We start from the raw sequence: 24952 nt of genomic DNA, 5'->3' as shown, positions 1-24952 counted from the left end.
CATGTCGGATAGCAAAGTGACCAGCAGCAAGACCGGAACGGCCAAGCGCAAGCTGGATATCGGCGAGTTGTTCCTTGAGGGCCGCGCCTTCTTGGCGCTGATCGCAATCGTCATCGTGTTCTCGTTGCTGTCGCCCAACTATTTCACCGTGAGCAATTTCCTGATCATGGCATCGCATGTGGCGATCTATGGCCTGCTGGCCATCGGCATGCTGCTGGTTGTGCTGAATGGCGGCATCGATCTTTCGGTGGGCTCCATCCTCGGCCTGTCCGGCGTGATCGCCGGTTATCTGATGCAGGGCGTGCAGATCAAATCGCTCGGCATCATTCTGTTTGAACCTGTCTGGGCGGTGGCCATTCTGACATGCATTGCAGGCGCCTTGATGGGTGCGGTGAATGGCGTGCTGATTGCCTATTTCCGCGTGCCGGCTTTCGTGGCCACTCTGGGTGTGATGTATGTGGCGCGCGGCGTGGCGCTGCTGATCACGAATGGCCTCACCTTCAACAATCTCGGCGGCAAGCCCGAACTCGGCAATACCGGCTTTGACTGGCTGGGTTTCAACCGCCTGGTCGATGTGCCGATTGGCGTGCTGGTTCTGGGCCTGATTGCCATCTTGAGTGGCCTGCTTCTGTCGCGCACGGCTTTCGGCCGCTGGCTCTATGCGTCGGGCGGCAATATGCGCGCCGCTGAACTGTCCGGCGTTCCGGTAAAGCGCGTGCAAATGTCGGTTTACATGATGTCCGGCGTGTGTGCGGCCATTGCGGGTCTGGTGCTGTCCTCCCAGCTCACCTCCGCAGGCCCCACCGCCGGCACCTCTTACGAACTCACCGCCATCGCTGCGGTGGTGATCGGTGGTGCTGCCTTGACCGGTGGCCGCGGCACGGTGCGCGGCACCATGCTGGGCGCCTTCGTCATTGGCTTCCTTTCTGACGGCCTCGTCATCATCGGTGTCTCGTCTTACTGGCAGACGGTGTTCACCGGTGCCGTCATCGTGCTCGCCGTGCTTCTGAATTCCATCCAGTACAGCGGGAGAAAAAGATCGGCCTGAACAGGCCCACCACTTTCGTTACCGGGCGAGCCAGAAAAAAAAGAGGCTCTTTGGAAACGGAAACGACCGCCGGGCAAACCGGCAGATTAAAGGAAAACCCAAGGAGAAAATGATGTCTAAAACCGCAATCCGCATGCTTCTCGCCACCGCCGCAGTCTCGGCGATGCTCAGCAGCCAGGCTTTCGCTGCCGGCCTGATCTCGATCATCGTCAATGATCCGGCCAACCCCTATTGGCTCACTGAAGGCAACGTGGCCAAGGCCACCGCTGAAAAGCTGGGCTACACCGCCAATGTCGGCGCGCACAAGGGCGACACCAACGCCGAATCGACCATGATCGACACCGCGATCACCAACAAGTCGGTCGCCATCATTCTCGATCCGGCCAATGCTGATGGTTCGATCGGTGCGATAAAGAAGGCGGTTGCCGCCAACATTCCGGTATTCCTGGTGAATGCCGAAGTGAACCAGGAAGGTCTGGCCAAGGGCCAGCTTGTGTCGAACAACGCACAGGGTGCAGCACTCGGTGCCACCCAGTGGCAGAAGGCCATGGGCGACAAGGGCAACTACGTTGAACTGTTCGGCAACCCTGCCGACAACAACGCTGCCACCCGCTCCAACGGCTATGAAACCGTTCTGACCCAATATCCAGACCTGAAGAAAGTCGGCAAGGAAGTCGCTGACTGGGACCGCACCAAGGGCCACGACAAGACCCAGTCTCTGCTCCAGGCCAATCCTGACATTCAGGGCCTGATCAGCGGCAATGACGAAATGGCCCTCGGCGCCATCGCTGCGCTGAAGGAAGCCGGCAAGCTCGCCAATGTGAAAGTTGGTGGCTTCGACGGTTCGCCAGACGCAGTCGCTTCGGTGAAGGCTGGTGAAATGGCCTACACCGTGCTGCAGCCAGTGGCCGTGTTCTCGGAGAAGGCCGTTGAACAGGCCGATGCTTTCATCAAGACCGGCAAGACCGGCGCTGAGACTGAAAAGCAGCTGTTCGATTGCCTGCTCATCACCAAGGACAATGTGGACAAGTACACGGCACCGTTCACCCTGTCGCAGTAATTGAGCTAGTGATGTGGCGGGCCTCGATCTCCCTCGGCGCCCGCCATTTCTTTGAGTTTTCCTCATGCCAAGCCTCCTCGGAATTGATTGCGGCCTGACCGTCACCAAGGCGGTGGTTTTTGATGTGAGTGGCCGCCAGCTTTCCGTCGCGCGCCGCCGCATTCCGCAATTGATGCCGAAACCCCATCACGTGGAACGCGACATGCATGTGTTGTGGCAAGGTACCGCCGAGGCCATCAAGGAAGCCATCGCAGCTTCTGGAAGGCCAGCTTCGGATATTGCTGCGGTTGCCGCGACCGCCCATGGCGATGGGCTTTATCTTCTCGATCAAGACAAGAAGCCGTTAGGTGCTGGCATACTTTCACTCGATAGCCGCACGGCTGAGATCATTGCTGAATGGAACAGCAATGGCGTAGCCGAGCGCGCGCTGGAACTCACTGGCCAAATGCCGACGCCACCTGCCTATTCATCCTTGCTGGCCTGGATCAAGAGGCACGACCCTGAGCGCTTCGCGTGCATCGGCCATGTTCTCTCGTGCAAAGATTATCTGCGCTTCTGCCTGACGGGGCAGGTTGCCACTGATCGTACCGAAGCGAGCGTCTCATTCACTGATGTGAAGACTCAGAAATATTCGGATGAGGCACTGGCACTGTTCGGTCTGACGAATTTGCGCAATGCGCTGCCACCGGTTTTTGAATGCGCACAAGTGGCGGGGCAGGTGACTGCTGAAGCGGCGACATTGACCGGCCTCGTTGCGGGGACGCCTGTTGCGGCGGGCTTGCATGATGTCACCGCCTCGGCCCTTGGCATGGGCGGGCACAAGCCCGGCACAGTGGCCATCGTGGCCGGCACTTACTCGATCAACCAGGTTGTCTCCGATCATCCGGTCACCGGCGCAGGCTGGCTGTGCCGCAATGCCGTGACGCCCGGCTTATGGAACAGCATGGCGATCTCGCCAGCATCATCGGCCAATTATGATTGGTTCCTTGATACGCTGGCGAAACACGAACGCGACGCTGCAGGCGCATCGATCCATGAAATTGTCAGCCGTGAAATTGAGGCGGCACTGGCAAAGCCCTCGTCGGTGCTTTTCCATCCCTATCTGTTCGGCTCACCCTTCGGACCTGATGCGAGTGCCGCCTTCTTCGGCCTGCGCGGCTGGCATGATCGCGGCACCATGCTGCGCGCGGTGCTGGAAGGTGTGATCTTCAATCACCGCCTGCACATCGATGATCTGCGCGGGGCGTTCTCCTTCGCTGAGGCCCGGTTGACAGGCGGCCCCACGCGCAATCCGCTGTTCAACCAATTGTTCGCCGATATTCTGCAAATGCCAGTCACCGTGACTGAGACTGATGAGGCCGCATCATGGGGTGCCGCGCTGTGTGCTGGTGCTGCTGTAGGTCTCTATCCATCACCCTTGGCTGATCCGCGCGATCTCGCCGCCATCAGTAGGGTGTTCCAGCCTGATCCCGCCCGAGCGGCGGATGTGAATGCGCGCTACGCCTTGTTCCTTGATATGGCTGCAGCGATGCAGCCTTTCTGGCAGCGTCTTGAGGCGCTGTCATGATGCTCAAAGAGCAACAGCAACGTATCAAAGCGCTGGCCAAAAATGGCGTCGATGTTCTGATCATTGGCGCGGGCATCAATGGCGCGGGGCTCTACCGTGATCTTTGCGAGCAGGGCGTTACTTGCCTGATCGTGGACAAGTCCGACTTCGGTTCCGGCACCAGTGCGGCACCCTCCCGTCTGATCCATGGCGGCTTGAAATATCTGGAAACGGGCGAGTTCAGCCTGGTCGCGCAATCGACCTATGAACGCAACCTGCTGCTGCGCAACGCGCCCCATTGCGTGGAACCGCTGGAAACAGTGATCCCGATTTTCTCCTGGGCCAAGGGCATCGGCCCGGCACTGAAAACATTGTTCGGATGGAAGGCCACGGCACGTTCGCGCGGTGCATTGTTGATTAAGACGGGGTTGATGCTCTATGATTTCTACGGTGCCAAGGCGCGCGTGATGCCGCGCCATGCCATGTGGAGCAGGGCGCAGGCCTTGCGCGAAATCCCATCGTTCACGCCGCGCATCGTGGCGGCGGGCACTTACTATGATGCCAAGATCAGCCGGCCCGAGCGCCTGGTCTGGGAATTGATCAAGGATGGCTTCACGGCCCAACCGCTTTCCGCAGCGATGAACTATACCGCCATCATGGATACCAAGAATGGCGCTGTGTCATTCACGGGTACGGATGGCTTTGCCTTCACGGTGAAGCCAAAAATCGTGGTCAATGCCGCAGGGCCCTGGATTGATGCGGTGAATGCCAAGCTGGGCGCGCCCAGCAAACTGATCGGTGGCACCAAGGGCTCTCATATCATTCTGCATCATCCGCAGCTTTTGGCCGAACTCAACGGCCGCATGATTTACTTTGAGGCTGATGATGGCCGCATCCTTCTGGCCTATCCCTATGAAGGACATGTTCTGGTGGGCTCCACCGACCAGAAGGCCGATGATCCTGATAATGTGAAATGTGAAGACTGGGAGATCGATTACTTCATCGCCAGCCTGCGCAGCCTCTTGCCCGCGCTGGATTTCACGCACGAGCAGATCCTCTATGCCTATAGTGGCATTAGGCCCTTGCCCGCATCGGATGCGAAATCCGTGGGCCTGATCAGCCGCGATCATTCATCGCCAGCAATCGAACCGGATGGCACGCGTAGCTTCCCGATCATCTCGCTGGTGGGCGGCAAATGGACCACCTTCCGGGGCTTTGCCGAAGAAGTGGCTGATGCATTGCTGAAGCGCCTGTCGCGCCTGCGTGTCGTCTCGACAGCCAGTCTCGCCATCGGCGGCGGCAGGGATTTTGTAGTGGGCAAAGCTGATGCGCAAAATGCGCGTTACGGTTCCACGGCCAAAGAAATCTCCAAGACTGGTGAAGCTCTGCAGGATGCAAGCAGCTACCTCCTTTCAGAGTTTGAATGGATTGCGCGAAACGAAATGGTGCAATCGCTTTCTGACCTCGTGCTGCGCCGAACAGTCTTCGGCTTGGGCGGCGAAGTAAGTTTGCGCGATCTCGAAAGCGTCGCCGATGTGGCAGTCTGCGAACTGGGCTGGTCCAAGGCGCGGCGCGCTAGCGAACTGAAATCAGCGCTTGAAATCCTCACGGTGAAACACCGCGTGCGCCTCTTGCCAAGCGCGTCACCCAAGCCCAAATCAAAAATGATAAGGAGCACATGATGGCCCGCAAGATCCCATGGATCGGCACATCCTGGAAAATGAACAAGCTGCGGGCGGATGCGCAAAGCTTTGCCCGTACGCTTGCCGCTTCTCCGGTGGCGCAGGCGACGAATTGCCAGCCCTTCGTCATCCCGCCATTTCCTTACATCGCTGAAGTGGCGCAGTTGCTTTCCGGCACCAAAGTGAAAATCGGCGCGCAGAACATGCATTGGGCCGATCAGGGCGCATGGACCGGCGAAGTGTCTGCACCCATGGTGAAAGATTGCGGTGCCACTTTGGTCGAACTCGGCCATTCCGAACGGCGCGCGCATTTTGGTGAAACTGATGAAACCGTGGCTCTTAAAACCCAGGCCGCTTTGAAGCATGGGCTCACCGCACTGGTTTGCATCGGCGACACCAAGGCTGAATTTGATTCAGGCCAAACGGCAGAAGCCCTTGAACGCCAAGTGCGCGGCCTGCTCAAATATGTGAGCAAGGAAGCCAGCGGCAAAGTCATCATCGCTTATGAACCGGTCTGGTCGATCGGCGAAGGTGGCACGCCGGCCACACCGGAATTCGCCAATGAACAGCACATCAAGATCGCCGCTCTGGTGCAGAAGCTCACCGGCGGCTCTCTCCCCATTCTCTATGGTGGCAGCGTCAACCCGCAGAACTGCGTGGCCCTGGCCAACCAGTCACATATTGATGGCCTGTTCATTGGTCGTTCGGCGTGGGATGCCGCCTCATATATTTCCATTGTTCAATCAGTCACGGAGTCACTCTCATGAAAATCGCGGTAGCCGGAGACGGCGCAGGTAAGCCCCTTGTTGATGTGATCGAAGCGCATCTCAAAACCCACACCAAGCACGAAGTCACCAATTTGAGCGCTGCGGGCTTTTATGCCGATCTGGCCTCAGGCGTAGCCAAGGATGTGCTTGCGGGAAAATATGACCGCGCCATTCTGGCTTGCGGCACGGGCATTGGTGTTGCCATCTCGGCCAACAAAGTGCCGGGCATTCGCGCCGCGCAAACACATGACACTTATTCAGCAGAACGTGCTGCAAAATCCAATAATGCGCAGATCATCACCTTGGGTGCGCGTGTGGTCGGCCCGGAACTCGCCAAGGCGATTGTGGACATGTATCTCGCATCGGACTTCGATCCCAAGGGATCATCTGCCGGCAATGTCGAGGCCATCAACAAGCTGGACGCGGCCAAGGCACCTTAATCATCTTAAGTAACGAACAAAATTAGGGTCAACCGTAAGCATTCCATTGTGAACTTTTCAACCATATGCAATTGCGCGCCATGCTTGTAAGAATAGTGGCTTACGTCAGTGCAGGAGTTGAAAATGGAGAGTGTTTCGGATCGTCTTATGCGTTTGGTCGAGAAGCAGACCGGCAGGACCTTCACCGATTTGAAGCCCACCACCACGCTCGAGGAAATGGGTGTTGACTCATTTGATTTCATTGAGCTCGTGTTTCTCATTGAGGACGAATTTCATATTGAAGTTCAGGCCAATGCCAACGAACTTGGCGAAAATCTGAAGACCATCGGCGATGTCGTGACCTACGTGGAATCACTGGCCGTACAGCCTGCCGCTTCATGATGCGAGACATCGCTGTCACTGGGCTTGGCGTGATTGCGCCCGGCGGAACGTCGCTGGATCAGTTCTGGGATAACGTATCGGCCGGCCGTTCGGAAACCACCGAGCCACTCTCCATTCCGGGAAGCCCGTCGCGTGTTGCCGAAGTGCGAGACACCTCTTTCCTGGCTGCCTTGCCGGTAAAGGCGCAGGCGATGGACCGCAACGCCCAGTTTGCTGTTCACGCCGCCGGCCAAGCTCTGGCCATGGCTGGGATCAAGGCCAACAACGTCAATCCGGCGCGCGTCGCCGTAATCATCGGCAATGGCGGTGCAGGGCTTGTCACGCTCGATGAGCAATTCCAGCGCCTCTATGCCGACGGGAAAGACCGCGTCCATCCGATGACGGTTTCGAAATCCATGTCGAGCTCCAGCGCCAGCTGGGTGTCGATCGCCTATGGTTTGCGCGGCCCCACTTTCGTGATCGCCAGTGCCTGTGCATCAGGTGCCCATGCCATCGGCATTGCCGCGGAATTGATCAAGTCCGGAATGGCTGATGTGGCCGTGGCCGGTGGTGCGGAAGCGCCGCTCAACCGGGGCACGATTAATGCCTGGGAAAGCATGCGCATCCTGGCGCCGGATATCTGCCGGCCCTTCTCCAAGGGTCGCGTAGGCCTCACTTTGGGCGAAGGCGCTGGCCTATTGGTGCTGGAAAGCGAACAGCATGCCAAGGCTCGTGGTGCAAAAGTGCTGGCCAAACTGGCCGGATTTTCCTGCTCCGCCGATGCCGCAGATATGTTCAACCCCAGCGCAGACGGCATGTCCTTCGTCATGCGTGATGCGCTTGAAAAAGCCAATGTGGCTTCGCGTGACGTCAGCTATATCAATGCGCATGGCACCGGAACCCAGGCCAATGATCTGACTGAGACGGCGGCGGTGAAGGCCGTGTTCGGAAATTCTGCACCACCGATGAGCAGCACTAAAAGTGTAACGGGCCATGGCCTCGGCGCATCAGGTGGCATTGAAGCGGTGACCACCGTTCTGTCGATGATGCATGGCGTCATTCCGCCCACAGCGAATTATCTGGAGCCGGATCCGGAATGTGATCTGGACTATGTCCCGCTGCATTCCAGAACAGCAGATGTGCGCGCCGCGGTCTCGAATTCATTTGCCTTTGGCGGGCTGAACGCTTCGCTGGTCTTTACGGCCTGATCGCCCAATCCAGATCTTCCAGCAGGGCCGCGGCAGTCTTCTTCGCATTTGAATAGCTTTCCGCGCAGATTCAGGGCGTTATCGCTTCCGTCAGCAAGGCCGAGGGCGATACGGTCACCCGCGGCAAAGTGGTGGCAGAGCTTGCCAATGATGACCTGAAGGCGCTTGTCGCACAGGCGCAGTCTTCAGTGGACGTAGCAGCCGCGCGGTTGGCGCTCGTTGAAAAAGGCCCACGGCCGCAGGAAGTGGCGCGTGCCCAGGCCCAGTTCAAGGAAGAACAGAGCAATGCCAATCTGTTCGAAGTTCAGCTGCGCCGCCGCGAAGTGCTGGCGCAGAAGGGCGCCATCTCGCAGGAGCAGCTGGACGAAGCGCGCCGCTCGCTGGCAGCCAGCCAGCAACGCATGGCCGCGGCCCAGCAGCAGTTCGATATCCTGAAGCAGGGATCGCGCCGTGAAGAGATCGTAGAAGCGAAAGCCTCCTATAATCTTGTTGTCGACAAACTAACCGAGGCGCAGGCATCCCTCGCGAAATCCCAAATCAAATCCACCATCGATGGCGTGGTACTGCGGCAATATCTGCATCCGGGTGAGGCCTTGGCCACGCAGACCGGGCCCGCAGCCATCATGCAGATCGCCGACACCTCGCACCTTAAAGTGCGTGTTCAGATCGACGAGAATGACATCAGTGGTTTGAAAATCGGCCAGAAGGCCAAGATCATGGTGCCCGCTTTGCGCGGCAAGACGCTGGGAGGCACGATCACTAGCATCAGCCCGCGCCTGGGTGCAAAAACCGTAACTGCCAACGCAGCCACCGAAAAGCGAGACACACGCGTGCTGAAAGTTATCGTGACACTGCCCGCCGGTGTGCAATTGCCCGTCAACCTGCGGGTGGATGTGGTGATCGATCTGGACAGCGTGCAGCAGCCCGCCGAACTGCGTGTCCTAACTAATAAGAAACATACCTGAAATTCAGGCGATAGATAGCGCCATTCGAACGGAACTTCGGCGGGTCCAGGCGGTTCTCATCAAGGTGCTGAACAGCACTGGAATGGAGTTGGCAGTGGAATGGCACTTACTCGCAAGCGCAAATTGAAATCGGGCACGCCCGTTTGGCTCTTATCGCCGCCCAGGATTATATCGCACGGCCTATCCAGCGCAGCGTCACATGACATTGCAATTATCGGCACCGGCATATCTGGCGCTTTGATGGCAGATGCTCTGCAGCGGGTGGGCTTTTCGGTTCTGGTTCTCGATCGCCGCAACATCATGTCCGGTTCCACGCCCGCCAGCACAGCTTTGTTGCAATCCGAACTCGACGTCCCTTTGACACAGTTGGAGAAGCAGCTTGGCAAGTCTGACGCCGCACGGGCCTGGATCAGATCGGCTGAAGCCGTGCGCAGCCTTGAAGCGCGCGTGAGTGATCTTGGCATAGACTGCGATTGGAAACCGCGTGAAACCATTTATCTGCCAGGCAATGTTCTCAATAATGATGAGCTGAAACTTGAATGGGCGGCGCGCGCGGCGATTGGAATGCGGGCGCGTTATGTAAACCGTAAAGGCCTGGCCGATTTTTCCGGGCTCTCGAAAGCAGGCGCCATCATCACACGGGGTAATGCCGAGGCTGATCCGGTAAAGCTTGTGCAGGGCCTGTGGAAGCACTTCACCAATGAGGGCGGAACCTTGGTGAACCACACAGAGGTGGTCGATGTGGATCAGACACGGTTGCGCGTGCGCCTCACCACGGCTGATGGAAAGCATATCATGGTGAAGCATGCTGTGTTCTGCACAGGCTATGAGGTTTTGGAACGGGCGCGGCCCAAGGGTTACAGGATCATTTCTACTTGGGTATTGGCCACCAAACCGCAGCCTCGGAAAATCTGGAAAAGCGGCAGCCTGATCTGGGAAGCGGCCGACCCCTATCTCTATCTGCGCTCCACCGCAGACGGACGCATTATTGCCGGCGGAGAAGACGAAAGCTTCTCGAATGAGGAAAAGCGGGATGCTTTGACCCCCGCGAAAGTGGCGCGCATTGCCGCCAAGGCGCAGAAGCTTTTGCCGGAGGTGGATTTCACGCCGGAATTCGCCTGGAGCGGATGCTTTGGCGAAAGCCCCAAGGGCTTGCCTGCCATCGGACCCATCCCCGGCCTTTCGCGCTGCTATGCGGTGCTGGGATTCGGCGGAAACGGCATCACCTTCAGCATGCTGGCGGCCGAACTTGTCTCACGCCATATTCAGGGATTGAAAGATCCGGACGCGGAATTGTTTGGCCTTTAAGGCTGGTCGAACCCCGCATTCAAATTCTGAATTGTTGCGCGCGCACCATGGTCCAACAACGACTTCGCTTGTGTGATCAATAGCGAAATGAATGCCTCATGCTGCTTCAGGTCAGCGCCGAAAATTTCCTTCACCTGCAGCAAACCCCGCACCAATTGCTCCGCATCGCCACCGGCTTGTTCAGCAATCCTGCCCAGCTGCGTGGCAAGCGGGTCGCGCACGTCAATCACTTGTCCCTTCTCGTCGCGGCCCGTAAGGTAGCGCATCCATCCGGCCACACCCAGCGACAACCGGCTGACGGATTGCCCGTGGGAAAGGCGCTCCCTGATTGTGCCGAGCAGGCGCTGCGGCAGCTTCTGGCTGCCATCCATCGCGATTTGCCAGGTGCGGTGCTTCAGGGCTGGGTTTGAAAATCGCTGCAGCAACGCGTCACGATAGGCATTCACATCACCCAAGCCGGGCGGCAAGGTGGGCATCACCTCTTCTGTCATCAACCCATGGATCAAGGTTCGGATGCCGGGATCACCGATGGCCTGGCTGACGAATTCATGGCCCATGAGATAACCGAGATACGCCAGCGTGGAATGGCTGCCATTCAACATGCGAAGCTTCATGTGCTCAAAGGGTTTCACATCTGACACCATCTGCGCGCCTACCCGTGCAAAGTCCGGCCGGCCTGATGAAAAATCATCCTCGATCACCCATTGGCTGAAGGGCTCTGTCACCACCGGCCACGCGTCTTCCACCCCCGTTCTTTCGAGAACGTCCCGGCGATCTTCATATGTGGTGGCGGGGACAATGCGGTCCACCATTGTGGAAGGAAACGAAACATGCCTTGCAATATATTCTGCCAGCGCTTTGTCGCGCAGTGCGGCAAAGCCAGTGACCACGCGCGCTACGGTTTCGCCATTGGCGGGAAGATTATCGCAGCACAGAACCGTGAAGGGTTGAAGGCCAGCCGCGCGGCGCAGTTCGATTGCTCGGACCAGAAGGCCGGGTGCACTCATTGGCATTTCCGGATGGGCGAGATCATGCAGGATATCGTGGTGGCCGGGATCGATCTGGCCGGTTGTCGGATCATGACAATAGCCTTTCTCGGTCACGGTCAGCGAAACGATGAGCGTGTTTGGCGCACAAAGAGCCGCCATCAAGGCGTCATGCTGGGTATTTGCATCCAGCACATCCAGCAGGCTGCCGATCACCTTGATCTCGGTGCGCTCAGTGCCCCGGACGACATGGCTGTAAAGAAAATCCTGCGGTGCGAGAGCGTCTCGCGTATCAGGCCTGCGCAGGGACGCACCGGTGATGCCCCATGCGGGATCAAAGGCGAGTACATCGTCAATATAGGCGGCCATGTGCGCCCGGTGGAACGCACCGATGCCCAGATGCACGATGCCGGACGTGACAGCGCTCCTGTCATAGGGCAGGGGTTTTCCAAGCGTGGCGAGGGACAGTCTCTGGGGCAAAGGAGTTCAATCAATTTCCATCAGTCTTCCTTTTCGGTGGCCTGGCGTGGCAGGTCAAGGAGCATTGACGCCAAGCCAACTTGTGGGAGACAATGTGAAAATGAGCGCCATTGTTTTTGAACCTGATGTGAAAGTCCGCTGCCGCCAGTCCACCATCGGCTGCATAGGTGCCGGGATGATCATGGCGGAATGCCATCTCGCGGCTTACAAGGAAGCCGGCTTTAAAGTGGGCGCCATCGCATCGCGCACCAAGGCGAATGCGGAAAAAGTGGCCAGCCGTTGGGGCATTCCCCTTGTGCACGATACGCCGGAAAAATTGATCGAAGACAAATCGATTGAAATTCTGGATCTGGCTTTTCCGCCCGACTTGCAGCCAGCCCTGATCCGCCACGCCCTTAAGCAGCCGCATATCAAGGCCATCCTAGCGCAGAAGCCACTGGCCCTTTCGCTGAAGGACGCTATTGACCTGCGTGAGGAAGCCAAAAAGGCGGGCAAGATTGTCTCGGTCAATCAGAACATGCGTTACGACCAGTCGATGCGCGTACTGAAGCAGGTGATCGATAGCGGCGCGTTGGGGGAGATCGTCTTTGCCCAGATCGACATGCACGCCATCCCGCACTGGCAGCCTTTTCTGAAAGATTATGATCGCCTGACCTATTCCAACATGAGTGTGCATCACCTTGATGCGCTGCGCTTCCTGTTTGGCGATCCCACTGACATCACGGCGCTCACCCGCAAGGACCCGCGCACAACCTTTGCACACAAGGACGGTATTGTCGTTTCCACCCTCAATTTTCCTTCAGGTGTTATGGCGGTTTCGCTGGAGGATGTCTGGTCCGGCCCGCGCCAGGAGGGTTACGACAACGACCAGCATATCCATTTCCGGGTGGAAGGAACCGAGGGCGTGGCCAAGGGTTCGATCGGCTGGCCCAATGGCGCCCCCTCTACACTGAGCTACAATTCAGTGAAGCAAACCGCCGGAAAATGGGTCACGCCCAGTTGGAACACCATGTGGTTCCCGCAGGCCTTTATCGGCGTGATGGAACAGCTGCAACATGCAGTGGCCAGCGGTGAAGCACCTGCGCTTTCGATTGCCGACAATGTGAAGACCGTGGCGCTGGTGGAAGCGGGCTACCGCTCGATGGCCGAGCGGCGCACGGTTCTGCTGTCTGAAATCTCAACCGACGGCTAGAGCATCGGCCTCGATTTCGACTTCGTAGTTGCCGATGAGACCTGCCACTTTGACGAGCGTGTTGGCTGGCATGATGTTTCCGAACACACGGCCATGCGCCAGCGAGATCGGCTCACAATCGGCTTCGTCAACGATATAGATGCGGGTGCGCACCACATCTTCGATCCGGCTGCCCGCCGCCGTGAGTGCGCCTGCGATTTTGTCCAAGATATAAGTTGTTTGGGCGGCGGCATTGCCGGGCGCCACGCAGCGCCCATCGGTGTGAGTGGCTGTGGTCCCGGATACAAACAATGTGTCGTTCACCCGCATCGCACGGCTGTATCCGGCCATGGGTTCCCATGGGCTGCCGGATGACACGCGCGATCCATCGCGGTGTTGCAACGGAAATTTCGGATAGGCTGAAGGTATTGAACTCAAATGATGGCTGAGATCGCCCGAGGCAGTGAGAAAAGGCGGCTTGCGGTATTCATCGCCGCAATCACCGGGAATGGGCGTCATGCGTGTGAACACGGCTTCCAACGCTGCGTGATCTTCCGGCAGCAGCGTGAAGCCGAAAACCTCTCGGTTATCGTCATGATGCACATTCTCGCCGATCCGCGCGCCGATGATGATGGCGGCCACATGCGCTTGTTCCAAGATCCAGCGCGTGGCCACGTTGGAGAGCGAGACCTTGTGCTTGGCAGCGATCTTCGACAACGCGGTCAGCAGTTCCTGATAAATCGCCCAGCCGCCCGCTGCATCAATGAAGCGCTTGTATTTAGACTTGCTCCAATCGGCGATGGTTTCAGGCTCCGGCTTGCCCAGCCATTTTTCTGAAAGGAAGCCACCGTTCAGCGTGCCGTAAGCCAGCAGCTTCACGCCGCTCTCGGCGCAAAGCTTGGCAAGCGCGCCGCGCCCGCGCCGGTCCAGCACAGAGAATGAAACCTGGTTGGAGACAATCGGAATGCCATCAGCCAAAGCCAGTGCCAGATGGGCCGCATCAAAATTGGTAACACCAATGGCGCCGATCAGACCTTCCTCCTGCAGCTTCTTCATTTCATGCAGCGCGTCGAGCCATGCGGGATGCTCGAATGTCCACCAATGGAATTGCAGCAGGTCCACCTTCTTGACGCCCAGCCGGTCCAGCCGCTCTTGCACGCCAGCCCGCACGATGTCCGCAGTCATTATTCCGGGCGCGGGACACCATTTGGTAAAGGCCAAAGGCCTGTCGCCGTCCTGATAACGCTTCAGCAGCGTACCAGTAATGATCTCCGACGTTCCGTAATGATCGGCCATGTCAAAGGCGGTGAAGCCGGCCTTCACATAGTCTTGCAATGCATCAGCCCCGACCTGCGGATCAATGATCTTGCCGTCGCGTTCAATGTCCGCCACTTGCCACAACCCGCACACAATGCGCGGCAGCGAGAGCCCGCCCGCCAGAGTGGCGCGCGGAAGGTGTTTCATCGAAGTCATGATTTTGCTTTCTCAATATGGCGCGAAATAGTGCGCAACTCGCCCAATACGCCGCGCGGCCGCAACAGCAACACGGCGCAGATGGCAACGCCGATCATCACGATCTTCAACGCCGCGGCGCGGGCTTGTTGGTCGGGTGGCACTAGCGCAGAAATAGCAGCACCCGATGCAGCCCAAATGGCCCAGACCAGAACAGCGCCGAAGATTGCGCCGCGATTATTGCCGGAGCCACCGACAATCAACATGGCCCAAACCTGAAAGGTCAGCATTGGCACGTAATTCTCAGGAGAGATGAAGCCGATGAAATGGCCTTGAATGGCACCCGCCAGCCCCATGATACCGCCGCCCACCGCAAAGGCTTGCAGCCTGAAGCGCACGGCCTGCTTGCCCAGTGCCAAAGCGGCCTGCTCATCCTCGCGGATGGCGCGCAGCACGCGGCCCCAAGGGCTGCGCATCAGATGCTCCAGCGCAAGGTAAACCGCGAGCGTAACCGCCGCGACCAGAGCAAGACTGGCAAGGCCGAACCACAAAGGATTACCGGCCAACGATGGGAATGGCCGGGGGATGAAGCCAATGCCGAAGGGACCACCAGTCAAGGACTGCAGATTGAGTGCCGCGAGTTGTATCACAACGGCAAAGCCGAAAGTTGCAATCGCCAAATAATCCGCGCGCAGCCGCAAGGTGAGTGCACCCAGCAGTCCGGAAGCTATTGCGGTGACGATGGCAGCGGCGATCCAGCCCACAAAAATCGGCAGGTCAAATCCCCCAAAGCGGGCAGGGTCATCCGGCGTGGTGAGCAGCGCGGAAACATAGGCGCCAATCGCCACAAAACCGGCGATGCCCACATTGAACAATCCGGTCTGCCCCCATTGCACATTGAGGCCAAGGCACATCACGGCATAGGTCAATGCCAGTGTGAGGAAGAAGGCGCCATAGCTCACCAGCTCGATCATGATGATGCCTTTCCAAAAAGGCCTTGTGGCCTTGCGACCAGGATCGCAACCAGAATGAGGAAGGAGACCGCAGCGCGCCATTCAGCGCCGACAAATTGCACGCAGAGTGCTTCAGCCAGCCCCACGATCAAACCCGCAGTCATCGCACCGGGCACACTTCCGATGCCGCCCAGAATGGCCGCCGCAAACAGAGGCAACAGCAGATCGTGCCCCATATGCGGCCTGATCTGTACCAGCACGCCAGCCATCACGCCGGCAACCGCCGCAAGGCCTGCGCCGAACACCCAGACCAGCCGGATGGTGCGAGACACATCAATACCTGCCAAACCGGCCAGAGCCTGGTTCTCGCTCACCGCGCGCATGGCTCGGCCCGCTGCCGTGCGTGTCAGCACCAGATGCACACCAATCACCAGCACCACCGCAAGGGCAAGCCCCAGCAACTGGTCCGGCGTGGCGCGTGCGCCCGCAAAGATCGGCGCGGTGATCTGCAATTCTTCGGTGAAGTAGCGCGGCTTCGATGTGAAGATGAATTCGAGCAGGCTGCGGATCGTCAGCGCCGCGCCAAAGCCCGCCATGACCAGAATGATGATGGCACCCTTGCGCGCCCGCAGCCGTGCGAATAGCAGCTTGTCAATCAGCAAGGCCAGCAGGGCAGTGAGAATGATCGAGGCCACAAGAGCAATCGGCAATGACCAACCGAAGGAGAAGGGGCCGATGGGGGCTGAAAGGCCGGGCATGAAGGAGCCCAGCGCGCCTGCCACGGCGAAGGCAAAATAAGCGCCCCATGAAATCATGTCGCCATGGGCGAAATTGGCAAAGCGCAGGATTGAGTATGTGAGCGTGATGCCGATGGCGCCGAGGCCGATCATGCTGCCGGAGATCAAGCCATCAAGCAGGGTTTGTGCGATCATGCCCGCTTCCCCTTGCTGGCATGGCTGCCAAGGTAAAGCGCACCGAGCTCTGTGTCGTTGCCAAGTTCACTCGCCGTGCCCTGATGGCGCAGTACGCCTTCAACCAGGATCACGCCACGATCTGCAATCGCAAGCGCTGCTTTCACATTCTGTTCGACCAGCACAATGGTCACGCCGCTTTTGTTGATGTCGCGCAGCATTTGAAAAACGCTGCCGACGATCTTGGGCGACAAGCCTGCCGATGGCTCATCAAGGATCAGCACATGCGGCTCCACCATAAGTGCGCGTGCCACCGCCAGCATTTGCCGCTGTCCACCCGAAAGCGCACCCGCACGTGTGCCGGGCCGGCTGGCCAGATCGGGGAATGTGTCATTCAGCTTCTTGATGCGCGCCGCACGCAGACCCTTGGGCAGAATATCGGCGGCGAGTTGCAGATTTTCCGCAATGGTGAGACTGGCAAAAATGTTTTCCGTCTGCGGCACGAAGGCCAGCCCCTCGCGAATGCGGTTATGCAGCGGCGTGGAAGTGATGTCCTTGCCATCCAGCATGATCTTGCCACCGAATACCGGCACAGTTCCGGCAATGGCTTTGACGAAGGTGGATTTTCCCGCGCCATTAGGGCCGAGGATGGTGACCAGCTCGCCTTGTTTTATCTCCAGATTAATGCCGCGCACGATGGGCAGATCACGTTCATAACCGGCAACCAATCCCGCGGTGGAAAGAATGGCGCTCATGCCGCCCCCCCGAGATAGGCTTCCACCACCGCCTCATTGCGCGATACATCCTGCGGCTTTCCCTCGGTGAGGAACTTGCCCTGCGCCATCACCACCACGCGGCTGCACAGCCGGGTGATCATGTCCATGTTGTGCTCGATCAACAGGATCGATTTGCCTTGTGCATTCAGATCAAGAACCCGGCTCATGATGAATTCAAGAAGTGCAGGGTTCACACCCGCCGCCGGTTCATCGAGCAGGATGATCGAAGGATCTGCCATCAGGATGCGCGCCAGTTCCAGAAGTTTGCGCTGCCCGCCGGACAGTACGCGCGCCGGCTCCTGCGCGAGATGGGTGAGCGTAACGAACTCCAGAAGCCCGCGCGCCTTTTCAAGTGCGGCACGCTCCTGGGCGGCCACTTTGCCGAGTTGCAGAAAATTGGCGAACAGCCCTTCGCCCGCTTGGCCCTGCGCCCCAGTCAGCACATTTTCCAGCACGGTCATTTCCGGAAACGGTTTGGGGATTTGAAATGTGCGCCCCAATCCAAGGCCGATGCGGGCTGAAGCGGGGCGCGCTGCCGCTTCCGCGCCATTAATAAGAATGGAACCCGACTGCGGCCGGAACGCTCCTGCAAGCATATTGAAGAGCGTGGTTTTACCAGCACCGTTGGGGCCGATCAGACCGAGGAGTTCACCGCGCTGCAGGCTGATAGACATGCCGTCAACCGCCCGCACGCCGCCGAAATTTAACGCCAAGTCGCGCGCCAGAATGGACTGATGAGCCTTATTTTGCACTGCTTCCTGCATTTGGCCGTTTCGTGCCACCCAACGATCCCCAACAAGTTTGATCACAGATCACACTTTACTCGGATCGAGTTTGCAACTAGTTTTTTCCGCTGATGAGGACATCCGATGAACCGGCATGAACCGAGTGAGAAAGTTGTCGCGCTGAAGGGCAAACGCTTTGCCCCCATCGTGCGCGAGACTGTCAACGACAAGGTCTATGCCGAACTGCGCCGTTCGCTGATCCATGGAGAATTCTCTACTGGGGAGACTTTGCGCATCGCGGACCTTGCCGAAAAATTCCAGACCAGCACCATGCCGGTGCGTGATGCGCTGAGCCGGCTTGTCTCTGAACAGGCGCTGGAAGCTTTGCCCAATCGTTCCGTGCGCGTGCCGGTCACCACACGCGACCGGATTGATGACCTTGCCCGCGCGCGCTGCCTTGTCGAGGGGCAAGTGATCTTGCTGGCCATGCCCAATTTGACGCCGGCCGATTTTACCAAGCTCAAGCGCCTTAACGAGGAGTGCGAAAAGGCGTTTGGCGCACGTGACGAAAACAGCGTGCTGCTGGCCATCGAGACCAACCACGCCTTCCATTATCATATCTATCATGCCGCACATTCGCCGGTGCTGATTCCTATTGTTGAGAGCCTCTGGCTGCAATCCGGACCTTATGTACGCCAATCCGCAGCCCTTCATGATGAGCGCAACGACCCCGCAGGCACCGCGCATCACTGGAAACTGATCGCTGCATTGGAGCACGGCGATGGACCCGCTGCAGTGACGGCCCTCACCAACGACATCACCCGCGCTTTCAACCTGATCCGCGCGCAGTTTGAAAAAGACCAGCAGGCAAGGGTTGCCCATCATGGCTGATGCGAACGACGATTCATTCGAACTCTATGACCTGAAGGTCGAAGTGGTGGCCCCTCCAGGCGGACCCATTTATTGCGGTGCCAAGGTAGGGGATCATTTCGAGCTGCGCGGTGAAATGCTTTATCTGCCGCCGGGCCAGGGATTCTCGATCTATTCCCTAGGCTCGGTTTTGGCACTGCTGGCGGCGAAGCAGCGCGTAACGCATCCGCATGACTGGATGTCCACTGATGCCGATATTGCCTGCCCAGACCCGAACTGTTCCTCCAAACTGCGTATCACGCGACTGGGCCGGCGCACATTCAAGCACGCGGACACCACCGCCGTGCCCTTGCCGAATGATCTATAATGCAGCGGATTAAACTGGCCAGCGACTATGAAATCTCCCGCGTGATCCGCGGCGGCTGGCAATTGTCCGGCAGCCACAGCAACAATGTGAGCGATGACCCGGTGGCCGATATGGTGGCCTTTGCCGATGCGGGCATTACCACTTTTGACTGTGCTGACATCTATACAGGCGTTGAAGAACTGATCGGCAATTTCCGCGCGGAATATCTGAAGCTGCGCGGCGCTGAAGCTTTGGCGCTTGTTAAGGTGCACACCAAATTCGTGCCCGACATGGCCAAGCTTGCCACCATCTCGAAAGCCTATGTGCAGGATGTGATCGATACATCTCTGCGCCGCCTGAAAATGGACTGCCTGGATGTGGTGCAGTTCCACTGGTGGGATTACGGCATCGACAACTGGCTGCAAACGGCGCTTTGGCTGGAAGAGTTGCGCAAAGCCGGCAAAATCCACCGCATTGGCGGCACCAACTTCGACACACCGCATTTCCGTGCCATCAGTGAAACGGGCGTTCCGATGTCCTCCATGCAGGTGCAATATTCGTTACTGGATCGGAGGCCGGAAAATACTTTCATTGCCGAAGCGCAGACGCGTGACTTGGCGATCTTCTGCTACGGCACTGTGGCGGGTGGTTTCCTTGGCGACAAATGGCTGGGCGCGCCTGAACCCAAGGCGCCGCTCGAAAACCGATCGCTGGTCAAATACAAACTCATCATTGATGATTTCGGCGGCTGGGCGCTGTTCCAGGAATTGCTAGCTGCGCTGTCTGGCATCGCCAAGAAGAACAAAGTCGACATCGCCACAATAGCCAGCGCTGCCATGCTGCAGCGGCCGGGCGTTTCATCTGTCATCGTCGGTGCGCGCAACCGCTCGCATCTTGTCACCAATCTTAAGGTCGCCGACATTCAACTCGCGGCTGAAGATCTTGCGGCCATCGAAAAGGTGCTGGCGAAATCCACACCGCTCGAAGGCGATGTCTATGCGCTGGAGCGTGATGTGACCGGCCGGCACGGTTCGATCATGAAATACAATTTGAACGACGAAGCAAAGGAGAAGAGGGCTTAATATTGGGACCGTTTAGGAATTTTCGTGAAGGCTCATGCCGGCTGTGTCCGGCACAACAGGGAGAATAGAGCTATGAATAAGTTTGTTACGTCTATCGCATTGCTGGCGGCCGTTGTTGCCGCACCAGGTCTGGCGCGCGCCGCTGATTGCGACGTCACTATCGGCATGGTGCTTGAACTCACCGGTGAAGCTGGTGCTTACGGCACCGCCGGCGCTAAATCGGTCGAAATGGCACTCAAGGATTTCAATGATGCCGGCGGCCTGGGCAATGGCTGCAAGGTGGTCACCGATACGCGCGACAGCCAGACGCAGGGCACTGTTGCCGTCGATCAGGCAACCCAGCTGGTCAACATCAAGAAGGTTCCGTTGATCATCGGCGGCATCATTTCCCCGATGTCAATTCCGATGCTGACCTCGGTGACAGCGCCGGCTGGCATTGTGCAGATCTCGCCCGCCTCGTCTTCCCCCACGCTGACGGCTCTGGGCCGCGACGGCAAGACCAATGGCGTGTTCTTCCGCACCATCACTTCGGATGCGCTGCAGGGCACGGCCGCTGCCAAATACGCGCTCGACCAGGGCCTGAAGAAGATCGCCATCATTCACGTCAACAATGACTTCGGCGTAAACCTCGAAAAGGAATTCGAGGCGGCCTACAAGAAGCTTGGCGGCACCATCACTTCCGTCACCCCGTATAACGAAAAGCAGCCGAGCTATACCTCGGAAGCCAATGCCGCGATGAAGGATGCGCCTGAGGCGCTCTATCTCATCAGCTATCCGGTCGATGGCGCCACCATCGCACGCGCCTGGATTTCCGGCGGTGGCCCGGCCAAGTTCCTGCTCAATGACGGCATGAACTCGTCGGACTTCGTCAAGGCGGTTGGAGCCAAGTTCCTCAACGATGCTTATGGTACATCGTCGGGCACCACCGAGTCAGACTCGACCAAATACTTCAACGCCAACTACGAAGCCTTCTCGGGCCTGAAGCCCGACGCTCCTGCGGCTGACCGTTCTTACGATGCGGGCGCTATTGCAGCGCTTGCCATCGCCAAGGCGGGCAAGGCCGATCCTGCTGCTATCAAGGCCGCCATTCCGATGGTGACGGCCGCCGATGGAGCGCCCATCCATGCTGGCAAGGAAGAGTTCGCCAAGGCGCTGGCATTGATCAAGGAAGGCAAGTCGATCCGCTATGAAGGCGTGATCGGCCCGATCGCCTTTGACCAGTATGGCGACATTACCGGCCCCTTCCGTCTGTGGAAGATCAAGGACGGCGAGGTCACCACGGTGGGTGAAATGGGCGTTGATGAAGTGAACAAGATCAAGGCCTCGCTGAAGTAATATCGAAACCAATGATCCGCGGCGACCAAGTCGTCGCGGATTTTTATAGCGCCGTGCGCACCCGCCAGAGTTCGGGAAAAAGCTCCACTTCCAGCATCCGCTTCAGATAGCTCACGCCGCCTGTGCCACCCGTGCCGCGCTTGAAGCCGATCACGCGTTCCACCGTGGTCACATGGTTGAACCGCCAGCGCCGGAAATAATCCTCAAGATCAACAAGTTTTTCGGCCACTTCATAGAGCTGCCAGTTTTTCTCCGGTGCCTTGTAGATTTGCGCCCAGGCCGCCATCACCTCTTCACTGAACTGATGCGTCTGCCGCACATCGCGCGCTAACACGGCGTCAGGCATTTTCACACCACGCCGGTGGGCCAGGCGCAGCACTTCATCATAAAAGCTGGGAATGGCCAGTTCGGCCTCGAGCTTCTGGAGCAATTCGGGTCGGTGGCTGTGCGGCTGAAGCATCGCGGCATTGCGATTGCCCAGAATGTACTCGATCTGCCGGTATTGCAGCGATTGAAAGCCCGAAGACTGGCCCAGCTGGGTGCGGAAGTTGGTGTAGTCCGACGGCGTCATCGTCCGCAGCACATCCCAGGCATTGTTCAATTGTTCGAAGATGCGCGACACGCGGGCCAGCATTTTCATTGCTGGTGCCGGATCATCTGCCGCGATGAGCAAGCGCGCGGCGGTCAACTCGTGAATGGCAAGGTTCATCCACAATTCGGATGTCTGGTGCTGGATAATGAAGAGCAGCTCGTCATGCGCATGGCTGAGCGGCTTCTGGGCGTTTAGAATTTTATCAAGGCCCAGATAGTCGCTGTAAGACATGCGGCCATCAAAATTCATCTGGGCGCCTTCGCCGGCGGGATTGTAATCTTGGGTCATGATCCTCGTTCATAACGCAAGCGCGGCGTGGCTGGAAGCGCCGGATTTTCTCTACTTGATGTGAAACGCCTCGGTGTGGCCGTCCACTGCAATGTCCTGGCCATTGATCATGAAAGCCTGGGGCGAGGCGAGGAACAGGGCGAGGTCTGCCACTTCGCTTGCTTTCACAAAGCGCTCCAGCGATTGCGTCACCACATGTTCTTTGGCGACTGTTTCAAACGAAACGCCGCGCAGTTTGGCTTCGCCCTCAATCACCCGGTCGATCCGCGCACCTTTGACTGAGCCGGGGCAAATGGCATTTGCGCACACCGTAAGGCCCAAGCTCGGAGGGCGTGGCAGATGTCGAAGACATCGACGCCGCAATCGTCAATGGCCCCGGGCTTAGATGGGCCACCGTAGGCCCGCACATGGCCTATCATCTGGGCGGGGGCCCCGGCGGGATAGAACACTATTTGAAACATCTGGGCCCCAGCCAGGAACGGCGCTGGGCCACGCTGGGCAACCCCGCACTCACCGATCATGTCTGCAAGGCGATCGTCGAAGGCGTTGGCCGTGAAGCGCAGGGCCGCTCCATCGCAGAGCTTGAAGCCGAGCGCGATAGAAACATCCAAGACATTTTGAACACACGCAAAGGATAGAACATGGCCTGGGATTCAGAACCCGTTATCATCACCATTGCGCCGGTGGGCGCCGAAGTAACGCGCGATAATCACCCCAGTGTGCCTTACACGCCAGCAGAAATTGCGGCCGCCTCGCTCGATGCGGTGGCTGCCGGGGCCAGCGTGGTCCATCTGCATGCGCGTGAGCCGGACGGGAAACCCAGCGGCGATCCCAAGCTCTTTGCGGAAGCCATCGCACTCATAAGAGCAAAGGCAAATCCCATCATCATGGTTTCAACCGGTGGTGCGGTCTGGATGACCATTGAACAGAGAACGCTCTCGCTCGAAGCGAACCCTGATATGTGTTCGCTGGAAACAGGTTCGATGAATTTTGGTGATGATCTCTTCCTCACGTCCCGGCCGGACAGTATCTCGTCCGCAAAGCTCGCCTATCAGAAATCCATCGTGCCAGAGATCGAGTTGTTCGATGTCGGCCATGCTGTTGCAGCATCCCGCATGTTGGGCGAGGGGCATTTGAAAGGCCCGCTCAACGTAAACCTGGTGCTCGGCGTGCCGGGCGGCATTGATGCAGTGCCTGAGGCCATTCCGCATCTCTTGCGTCCCTTGCCGGGTGATGTGCGCTGGGCCGTCACCGCAGTGGGCCGCCACCAAAGGCGTATGCTCGCCGTTGCCATGCTGCTGGGTGCTTATGGCGTACGCGTCGGCTTCGAAGACAATGTCTATTTGCGCAAAGGCCAACTGGCCAAATCCAACGCAGAACTGGTGGAAGACATTGCAGCTTTGGCCCGCCAACTGGGTCGCCAGGTGGCCACGCCACAACAGGCCCGGAGCATCCTGCAAGTGAAATAAGCCCTCATCTTTGGGAGTTGATCTTAAAATAGCTGGGCGCGCTGTGCAGGAGCAGATCAACCCAATTCAAGAATCAGATTGTCGCAGTATTGACGGTCTGGAGCACTCACTCCATCGTTGACTGAGTATCTGCTTGCGCCTTCTTTTCCCGAGCAAGGTAGCTCTGATAGCGAAATGCCGCCGTCCGGTAGGCATCCAGAATGGAAAGGCCATAGACCAGAAAGCCACCGATATGGCGGCCGAAAAAATCGGCCTGTGGCGGCATGAGCCTGAAACTAAGCCAGCCCAGAATGATCATGAAGAAAATGAAAACCAGCCCGCGTGAAGCGAGGCCCAGCAGGACATGGCCGAAGCCAGGGAAAAGGGCTGCAGCCAAAAGCAGGCGGGGATGCATTGGCTTGTCAGATGTTTGCATGTGCTTTCCCATTTGAGATCTCTGCCCGCACATCGTCCTCCAATTGAATGAGCGCATCCAGCAATTGCTGGGCCAGGCTTTCACTCACAACAGGCGCACCAAAATCAGCCTGACGGAAAACGCCGTAGCGCGCGCGATTGGCTTCGGCCAGCAACACCACGAAGCGCAAGCCTTTCGGATCCACCAGAAGTTCCTTGGTGGTTTCGTCGCGGAATAATGGTGCCTGCTTTTCCAGCGATTGCCATGGGATCAATCCGGCTGGCTGGTCCGAACGCGCTGAAACCTGCGGCGGAAACCCGGATGGAGATGGCACCTGGTGCGTCAACAAATCGAAATTGGAAAAGGCGGTGGGCGCAGTCGCGCGGGCCATCAGGTCAATCACTTGGACCACCGGTTGGGGTGCTGGCCTCGTCACCATCAACCACAGGCCGGGCAGCTTGCGCGCCGTCATGCTGTCAACGATCACCTTGAACTGGAAAAACCTGTCTCGATAAATGCCATCCAGTTTGTACACGCCACTGGCGTCGCCAGCCGCAACCGTCGCATCCGCCAGCAGAGGCATCACATCTGCAAAGATCCGCTGCGGCTCTCGTGCTTCGCTTTGCTGTGCACGGCGAAAGCTGCTGATCCAATAGACAGCCAAAATGATTGCCACCGCGATAACGGCGATGAATTGAGTGCTGGCCCAGTCGAAGCTCATGGAAGGGATGATCGCCA

Annotated in this window: 27 protein-coding genes; 17 read left to right on the top strand and 10 right to left on the bottom strand. The window is 58.3% G+C overall.

Annotation, left to right across the window (positions count from 1 at the left end):
- Position 1 precedes the first annotated feature (1 nt).
- From F8B91_RS08365 to F8B91_RS08320, 10 genes are all read left to right on the top strand, one after another.
- On the top strand, positions 2–1048 hold the full coding sequence (locus tag F8B91_RS08365) for an ABC transporter permease (protein ID WP_210324343.1): 1047 nt from the start codon (positions 2–4) through the stop codon (positions 1046–1048).
- Between the two features lie 112 nt (positions 1049–1160).
- Complete coding sequence (locus F8B91_RS08360) at positions 1161–2108, top strand: D-ribose ABC transporter substrate-binding protein (protein WP_196503256.1); 948 nt, start codon at positions 1161–1163, stop codon at positions 2106–2108.
- A 64-nt stretch (positions 2109–2172) separates the two neighbouring features.
- The gene (locus F8B91_RS08355; RefSeq protein WP_196503255.1) at positions 2173–3675 is read left to right on the top strand and encodes an FGGY-family carbohydrate kinase; all 1503 of its coding nucleotides are present in this window, start codon (positions 2173–2175) and stop codon (positions 3673–3675) included.
- Positions 3675–5336 carry a glycerol-3-phosphate dehydrogenase/oxidase gene (locus F8B91_RS08350; RefSeq protein ID WP_196503938.1) on the top strand — a complete coding sequence of 554 codons (1662 nt, stop codon included), beginning with the start codon at positions 3675–3677 and terminating at the stop codon, positions 5334–5336. The genes F8B91_RS08355 and F8B91_RS08350 overlap by 1 nt, the downstream gene beginning before the upstream one ends.
- Entirely contained in the window at positions 5336–6103 is a 768-nt protein-coding gene (locus F8B91_RS08345) for a triose-phosphate isomerase (RefSeq protein WP_196503253.1), read from the top strand. The genes F8B91_RS08350 and F8B91_RS08345 overlap by 1 nt, the downstream gene beginning before the upstream one ends.
- The gene (locus tag F8B91_RS08340; protein ID WP_196503252.1) at positions 6100–6543 is read left to right on the top strand and encodes an RpiB/LacA/LacB family sugar-phosphate isomerase; all 444 of its coding nucleotides are present in this window, start codon (positions 6100–6102) and stop codon (positions 6541–6543) included. Before F8B91_RS08345 ends, F8B91_RS08340 begins: the two co-directional genes overlap by 4 nt.
- 123 nt (positions 6544–6666) lie before the next feature.
- Entirely contained in the window at positions 6667–6924 is a 258-nt protein-coding gene (locus F8B91_RS08335; RefSeq protein ID WP_196503251.1) for an acyl carrier protein, read from the top strand.
- Positions 6921–8111 carry a beta-ketoacyl-[acyl-carrier-protein] synthase family protein gene (locus tag F8B91_RS08330; protein WP_246714994.1) on the top strand — a complete coding sequence of 397 codons (1191 nt, stop codon included), beginning with the start codon at positions 6921–6923 and terminating at the stop codon, positions 8109–8111. The genes F8B91_RS08335 and F8B91_RS08330 overlap by 4 nt, the downstream gene beginning before the upstream one ends.
- A 68-nt stretch (positions 8112–8179) precedes the next feature.
- Positions 8180–9076, top strand: coding sequence for an efflux RND transporter periplasmic adaptor subunit (locus tag F8B91_RS08325; protein WP_196503936.1), 897 nt, complete (start codon positions 8180–8182; stop codon positions 9074–9076).
- Between the two features lie 99 nt (positions 9077–9175).
- Positions 9176–10384, top strand: coding sequence for an NAD(P)/FAD-dependent oxidoreductase (locus tag F8B91_RS08320; protein ID WP_281432905.1), 1209 nt, complete (start codon positions 9176–9178; stop codon positions 10382–10384).
- On the opposite strand, the gene F8B91_RS08315 is transcribed toward F8B91_RS08320, so the two are convergent.
- Positions 10381–11850 carry a mannitol dehydrogenase family protein gene (locus F8B91_RS08315; RefSeq protein WP_246714993.1) on the bottom strand — a complete coding sequence of 490 codons (1470 nt, stop codon included), beginning with the start codon at positions 11848–11850 and terminating at the stop codon, positions 10381–10383. The two genes, F8B91_RS08320 and F8B91_RS08315, sit on opposite strands and share 4 nt — an antisense overlap.
- A gap of 100 nt (positions 11851–11950) precedes the next feature.
- On the opposite strand from F8B91_RS08315, the gene F8B91_RS08310 reads away from it, so the two are divergent.
- Positions 11951–13042: a Gfo/Idh/MocA family protein gene (locus F8B91_RS08310; protein ID WP_196503248.1), complete on the top strand. Its 1092-nt coding sequence runs from the start codon at positions 11951–11953 to the stop codon at positions 13040–13042.
- On the opposite strand, the gene F8B91_RS08305 is transcribed toward F8B91_RS08310, so the two are convergent.
- From F8B91_RS08305 to F8B91_RS08285, 5 genes are read right to left on the bottom strand one after another with little or no spacing between them, the layout of a single operon-like run.
- Complete coding sequence (locus F8B91_RS08305) at positions 13028–14494, bottom strand: aldo/keto reductase (protein ID WP_196503247.1); 1467 nt, start codon at positions 14492–14494, stop codon at positions 13028–13030. The two genes, F8B91_RS08310 and F8B91_RS08305, sit on opposite strands and share 15 nt — an antisense overlap.
- Positions 14491–15447, bottom strand: a complete 957-nt coding sequence (locus tag F8B91_RS08300) for a branched-chain amino acid ABC transporter permease (RefSeq protein WP_196503245.1) — start codon at positions 15445–15447, stop codon at positions 14491–14493. The genes F8B91_RS08305 and F8B91_RS08300 overlap by 4 nt, the downstream gene beginning before the upstream one ends.
- Positions 15444–16358 carry a branched-chain amino acid ABC transporter permease gene (locus F8B91_RS08295; protein ID WP_196503243.1) on the bottom strand — a complete coding sequence of 305 codons (915 nt, stop codon included), beginning with the start codon at positions 16356–16358 and terminating at the stop codon, positions 15444–15446. Before F8B91_RS08295 ends, F8B91_RS08300 begins: the two co-directional genes overlap by 4 nt.
- On the bottom strand, positions 16355–17092 hold the full coding sequence (locus F8B91_RS08290) for a branched-chain amino acid ABC transporter ATP-binding protein (RefSeq protein WP_196503242.1): 738 nt from the start codon (positions 17090–17092) through the stop codon (positions 16355–16357). Before F8B91_RS08290 ends, F8B91_RS08295 begins: the two co-directional genes overlap by 4 nt.
- On the bottom strand, positions 17089–17877 hold the full coding sequence (locus tag F8B91_RS08285; protein WP_196503240.1) for an ABC transporter ATP-binding protein: 789 nt from the start codon (positions 17875–17877) through the stop codon (positions 17089–17091). The genes F8B91_RS08290 and F8B91_RS08285 overlap by 4 nt, the downstream gene beginning before the upstream one ends.
- A 105-nt stretch (positions 17878–17982) precedes the next feature.
- On the opposite strand from F8B91_RS08285, the gene F8B91_RS08280 reads away from it, so the two are divergent.
- The 4 genes from F8B91_RS08280 to F8B91_RS08265 all read left to right on the top strand — a co-directional run bounded on the left by F8B91_RS08280 (position 17983) and on the right by F8B91_RS08265 (position 21471).
- A complete protein-coding gene (locus F8B91_RS08280) occupies positions 17983–18729 on the top strand; it encodes a GntR family transcriptional regulator (RefSeq protein ID WP_196503238.1) in 747 nt (248 codons plus the stop codon).
- Positions 18722–19075 carry a TIGR04076 family protein gene (locus tag F8B91_RS08275; protein ID WP_196503237.1) on the top strand — a complete coding sequence of 118 codons (354 nt, stop codon included), beginning with the start codon at positions 18722–18724 and terminating at the stop codon, positions 19073–19075. Before F8B91_RS08280 ends, F8B91_RS08275 begins: the two co-directional genes overlap by 8 nt.
- On the top strand, positions 19075–20136 hold the full coding sequence (locus tag F8B91_RS08270) for an aldo/keto reductase (RefSeq protein ID WP_196503236.1): 1062 nt from the start codon (positions 19075–19077) through the stop codon (positions 20134–20136). The genes F8B91_RS08275 and F8B91_RS08270 overlap by 1 nt, the downstream gene beginning before the upstream one ends.
- A 72-nt stretch (positions 20137–20208) precedes the next feature.
- Positions 20209–21471 (top strand): ABC transporter substrate-binding protein, encoded by a 1263-nt coding sequence (locus tag F8B91_RS08265; protein ID WP_196503235.1) that lies wholly within the window; start codon positions 20209–20211, stop codon positions 21469–21471.
- A gap of 43 nt (positions 21472–21514) precedes the next feature.
- Here F8B91_RS08265 and kynA read toward each other — a convergent pair whose 3' ends face one another.
- Both kynA and F8B91_RS16920 read right to left on the bottom strand, forming a co-directional pair.
- Entirely contained in the window at positions 21515–22351 is an 837-nt protein-coding gene (kynA, locus tag F8B91_RS08260) for a tryptophan 2,3-dioxygenase (protein WP_210324342.1), read from the bottom strand.
- A gap of 51 nt (positions 22352–22402) precedes the next feature.
- Positions 22403–22660 (bottom strand): SDR family oxidoreductase, encoded by a 258-nt coding sequence (locus tag F8B91_RS16920; protein WP_348641728.1) that lies wholly within the window; start codon positions 22658–22660, stop codon positions 22403–22405.
- 23 nt (positions 22661–22683) lie between these two features.
- On the opposite strand from F8B91_RS16920, the gene F8B91_RS16915 reads away from it, so the two are divergent.
- Positions 22684–22989: a hypothetical protein gene (locus F8B91_RS16915; protein ID WP_348641727.1), complete on the top strand. Its 306-nt coding sequence runs from the start codon at positions 22684–22686 to the stop codon at positions 22987–22989.
- Between the two features lie 3 nt (positions 22990–22992).
- On the top strand, positions 22993–23820 hold the full coding sequence (locus F8B91_RS08250; protein WP_196503234.1) for a 3-keto-5-aminohexanoate cleavage protein: 828 nt from the start codon (positions 22993–22995) through the stop codon (positions 23818–23820).
- A 106-nt stretch (positions 23821–23926) separates the two neighbouring features.
- Here F8B91_RS08250 and F8B91_RS08245 read toward each other — a convergent pair whose 3' ends face one another.
- Both F8B91_RS08245 and F8B91_RS08240 read right to left on the bottom strand, forming a co-directional pair.
- Positions 23927–24235, bottom strand: coding sequence for a hypothetical protein (locus F8B91_RS08245; RefSeq protein WP_196503233.1), 309 nt, complete (start codon positions 24233–24235; stop codon positions 23927–23929).
- Positions 24222–24935: a hypothetical protein gene (locus F8B91_RS08240; RefSeq protein ID WP_196503232.1), complete on the bottom strand. Its 714-nt coding sequence runs from the start codon at positions 24933–24935 to the stop codon at positions 24222–24224. Before F8B91_RS08240 ends, F8B91_RS08245 begins: the two co-directional genes overlap by 14 nt.
- Between the last annotated feature and the right edge of the window lie 17 nt (positions 24936–24952).

This window comes from Aestuariivirga litoralis, from assembly GCF_015714715.1.
In the GTDB taxonomy this organism is placed as follows: Bacteria; Pseudomonadota; Alphaproteobacteria; order Rhizobiales; family Aestuariivirgaceae; genus Aestuariivirga; species Aestuariivirga litoralis_A.
The sequence above is the reverse complement of the archived record's forward strand: the minus strand, read 5'-3'. Positions and strand labels throughout refer to the sequence as shown.

Excerpts from the sequence above, each read along its gene's own strand:
- F8B91_RS08365 (WP_210324343.1), top strand. The coding sequence starts at position 2 with ATGTCGGATAGCAAAGTGACCAGCAGCAAGACCGGAACGGCCAAGCGC.
- F8B91_RS08360 (WP_196503256.1), top strand. The coding sequence starts at position 1,161 with ATGTCTAAAACCGCAATCCGCATGCTTCTCGCCACCGCCGCAGTCTCG.
- F8B91_RS08355 (WP_196503255.1), top strand. The coding sequence starts at position 2,173 with ATGCCAAGCCTCCTCGGAATTGATTGCGGCCTGACCGTCACCAAGGCG.
- F8B91_RS08350 (WP_196503938.1), top strand. The coding sequence starts at position 3,675 with ATGCTCAAAGAGCAACAGCAACGTATCAAAGCGCTGGCCAAAAATGGC.
- F8B91_RS08345 (WP_196503253.1), top strand. The coding sequence starts at position 5,336 with ATGGCCCGCAAGATCCCATGGATCGGCACATCCTGGAAAATGAACAAG.
- F8B91_RS08340 (WP_196503252.1), top strand. The coding sequence starts at position 6,100 with ATGAAAATCGCGGTAGCCGGAGACGGCGCAGGTAAGCCCCTTGTTGAT.
- F8B91_RS08335 (WP_196503251.1), top strand. The coding sequence starts at position 6,667 with ATGGAGAGTGTTTCGGATCGTCTTATGCGTTTGGTCGAGAAGCAGACC.
- F8B91_RS08330 (WP_246714994.1), top strand. The coding sequence starts at position 6,921 with ATGATGCGAGACATCGCTGTCACTGGGCTTGGCGTGATTGCGCCCGGC.
- F8B91_RS08320 (WP_281432905.1), top strand. The coding sequence starts at position 9,176 with ATGGCACTTACTCGCAAGCGCAAATTGAAATCGGGCACGCCCGTTTGG.
- F8B91_RS08310 (WP_196503248.1), top strand. The coding sequence starts at position 11,951 with ATGAGCGCCATTGTTTTTGAACCTGATGTGAAAGTCCGCTGCCGCCAG.
- F8B91_RS08305 (WP_196503247.1), bottom strand. The coding sequence starts at position 14,494 with ATGACTTCGATGAAACACCTTCCGCGCGCCACTCTGGCGGGCGGGCTC.
- F8B91_RS08300 (WP_196503245.1), bottom strand. The coding sequence starts at position 15,447 with ATGATCGAGCTGGTGAGCTATGGCGCCTTCTTCCTCACACTGGCATTG.
- F8B91_RS08295 (WP_196503243.1), bottom strand. The coding sequence starts at position 16,358 with ATGATCGCACAAACCCTGCTTGATGGCTTGATCTCCGGCAGCATGATC.
- F8B91_RS08290 (WP_196503242.1), bottom strand. The coding sequence starts at position 17,092 with ATGAGCGCCATTCTTTCCACCGCGGGATTGGTTGCCGGTTATGAACGT.
- F8B91_RS08285 (WP_196503240.1), bottom strand. The coding sequence starts at position 17,877 with ATGCAGGAAGCAGTGCAAAATAAGGCTCATCAGTCCATTCTGGCGCGC.
- F8B91_RS08280 (WP_196503238.1), top strand. The coding sequence starts at position 17,983 with ATGAACCGGCATGAACCGAGTGAGAAAGTTGTCGCGCTGAAGGGCAAA.
- F8B91_RS08275 (WP_196503237.1), top strand. The coding sequence starts at position 18,722 with ATGGCTGATGCGAACGACGATTCATTCGAACTCTATGACCTGAAGGTC.
- F8B91_RS08270 (WP_196503236.1), top strand. The coding sequence starts at position 19,075 with ATGCAGCGGATTAAACTGGCCAGCGACTATGAAATCTCCCGCGTGATC.
- F8B91_RS08265 (WP_196503235.1), top strand. The coding sequence starts at position 20,209 with ATGAATAAGTTTGTTACGTCTATCGCATTGCTGGCGGCCGTTGTTGCC.
- kynA (WP_210324342.1), bottom strand. The coding sequence starts at position 22,351 with ATGACCCAAGATTACAATCCCGCCGGCGAAGGCGCCCAGATGAATTTT.
- F8B91_RS08250 (WP_196503234.1), top strand. The coding sequence starts at position 22,993 with ATGGCCTGGGATTCAGAACCCGTTATCATCACCATTGCGCCGGTGGGC.
- F8B91_RS08245 (WP_196503233.1), bottom strand. The coding sequence starts at position 24,235 with ATGCAAACATCTGACAAGCCAATGCATCCCCGCCTGCTTTTGGCTGCA.
- F8B91_RS08240 (WP_196503232.1), bottom strand. The coding sequence starts at position 24,935 with ATGAGCTTCGACTGGGCCAGCACTCAATTCATCGCCGTTATCGCGGTG.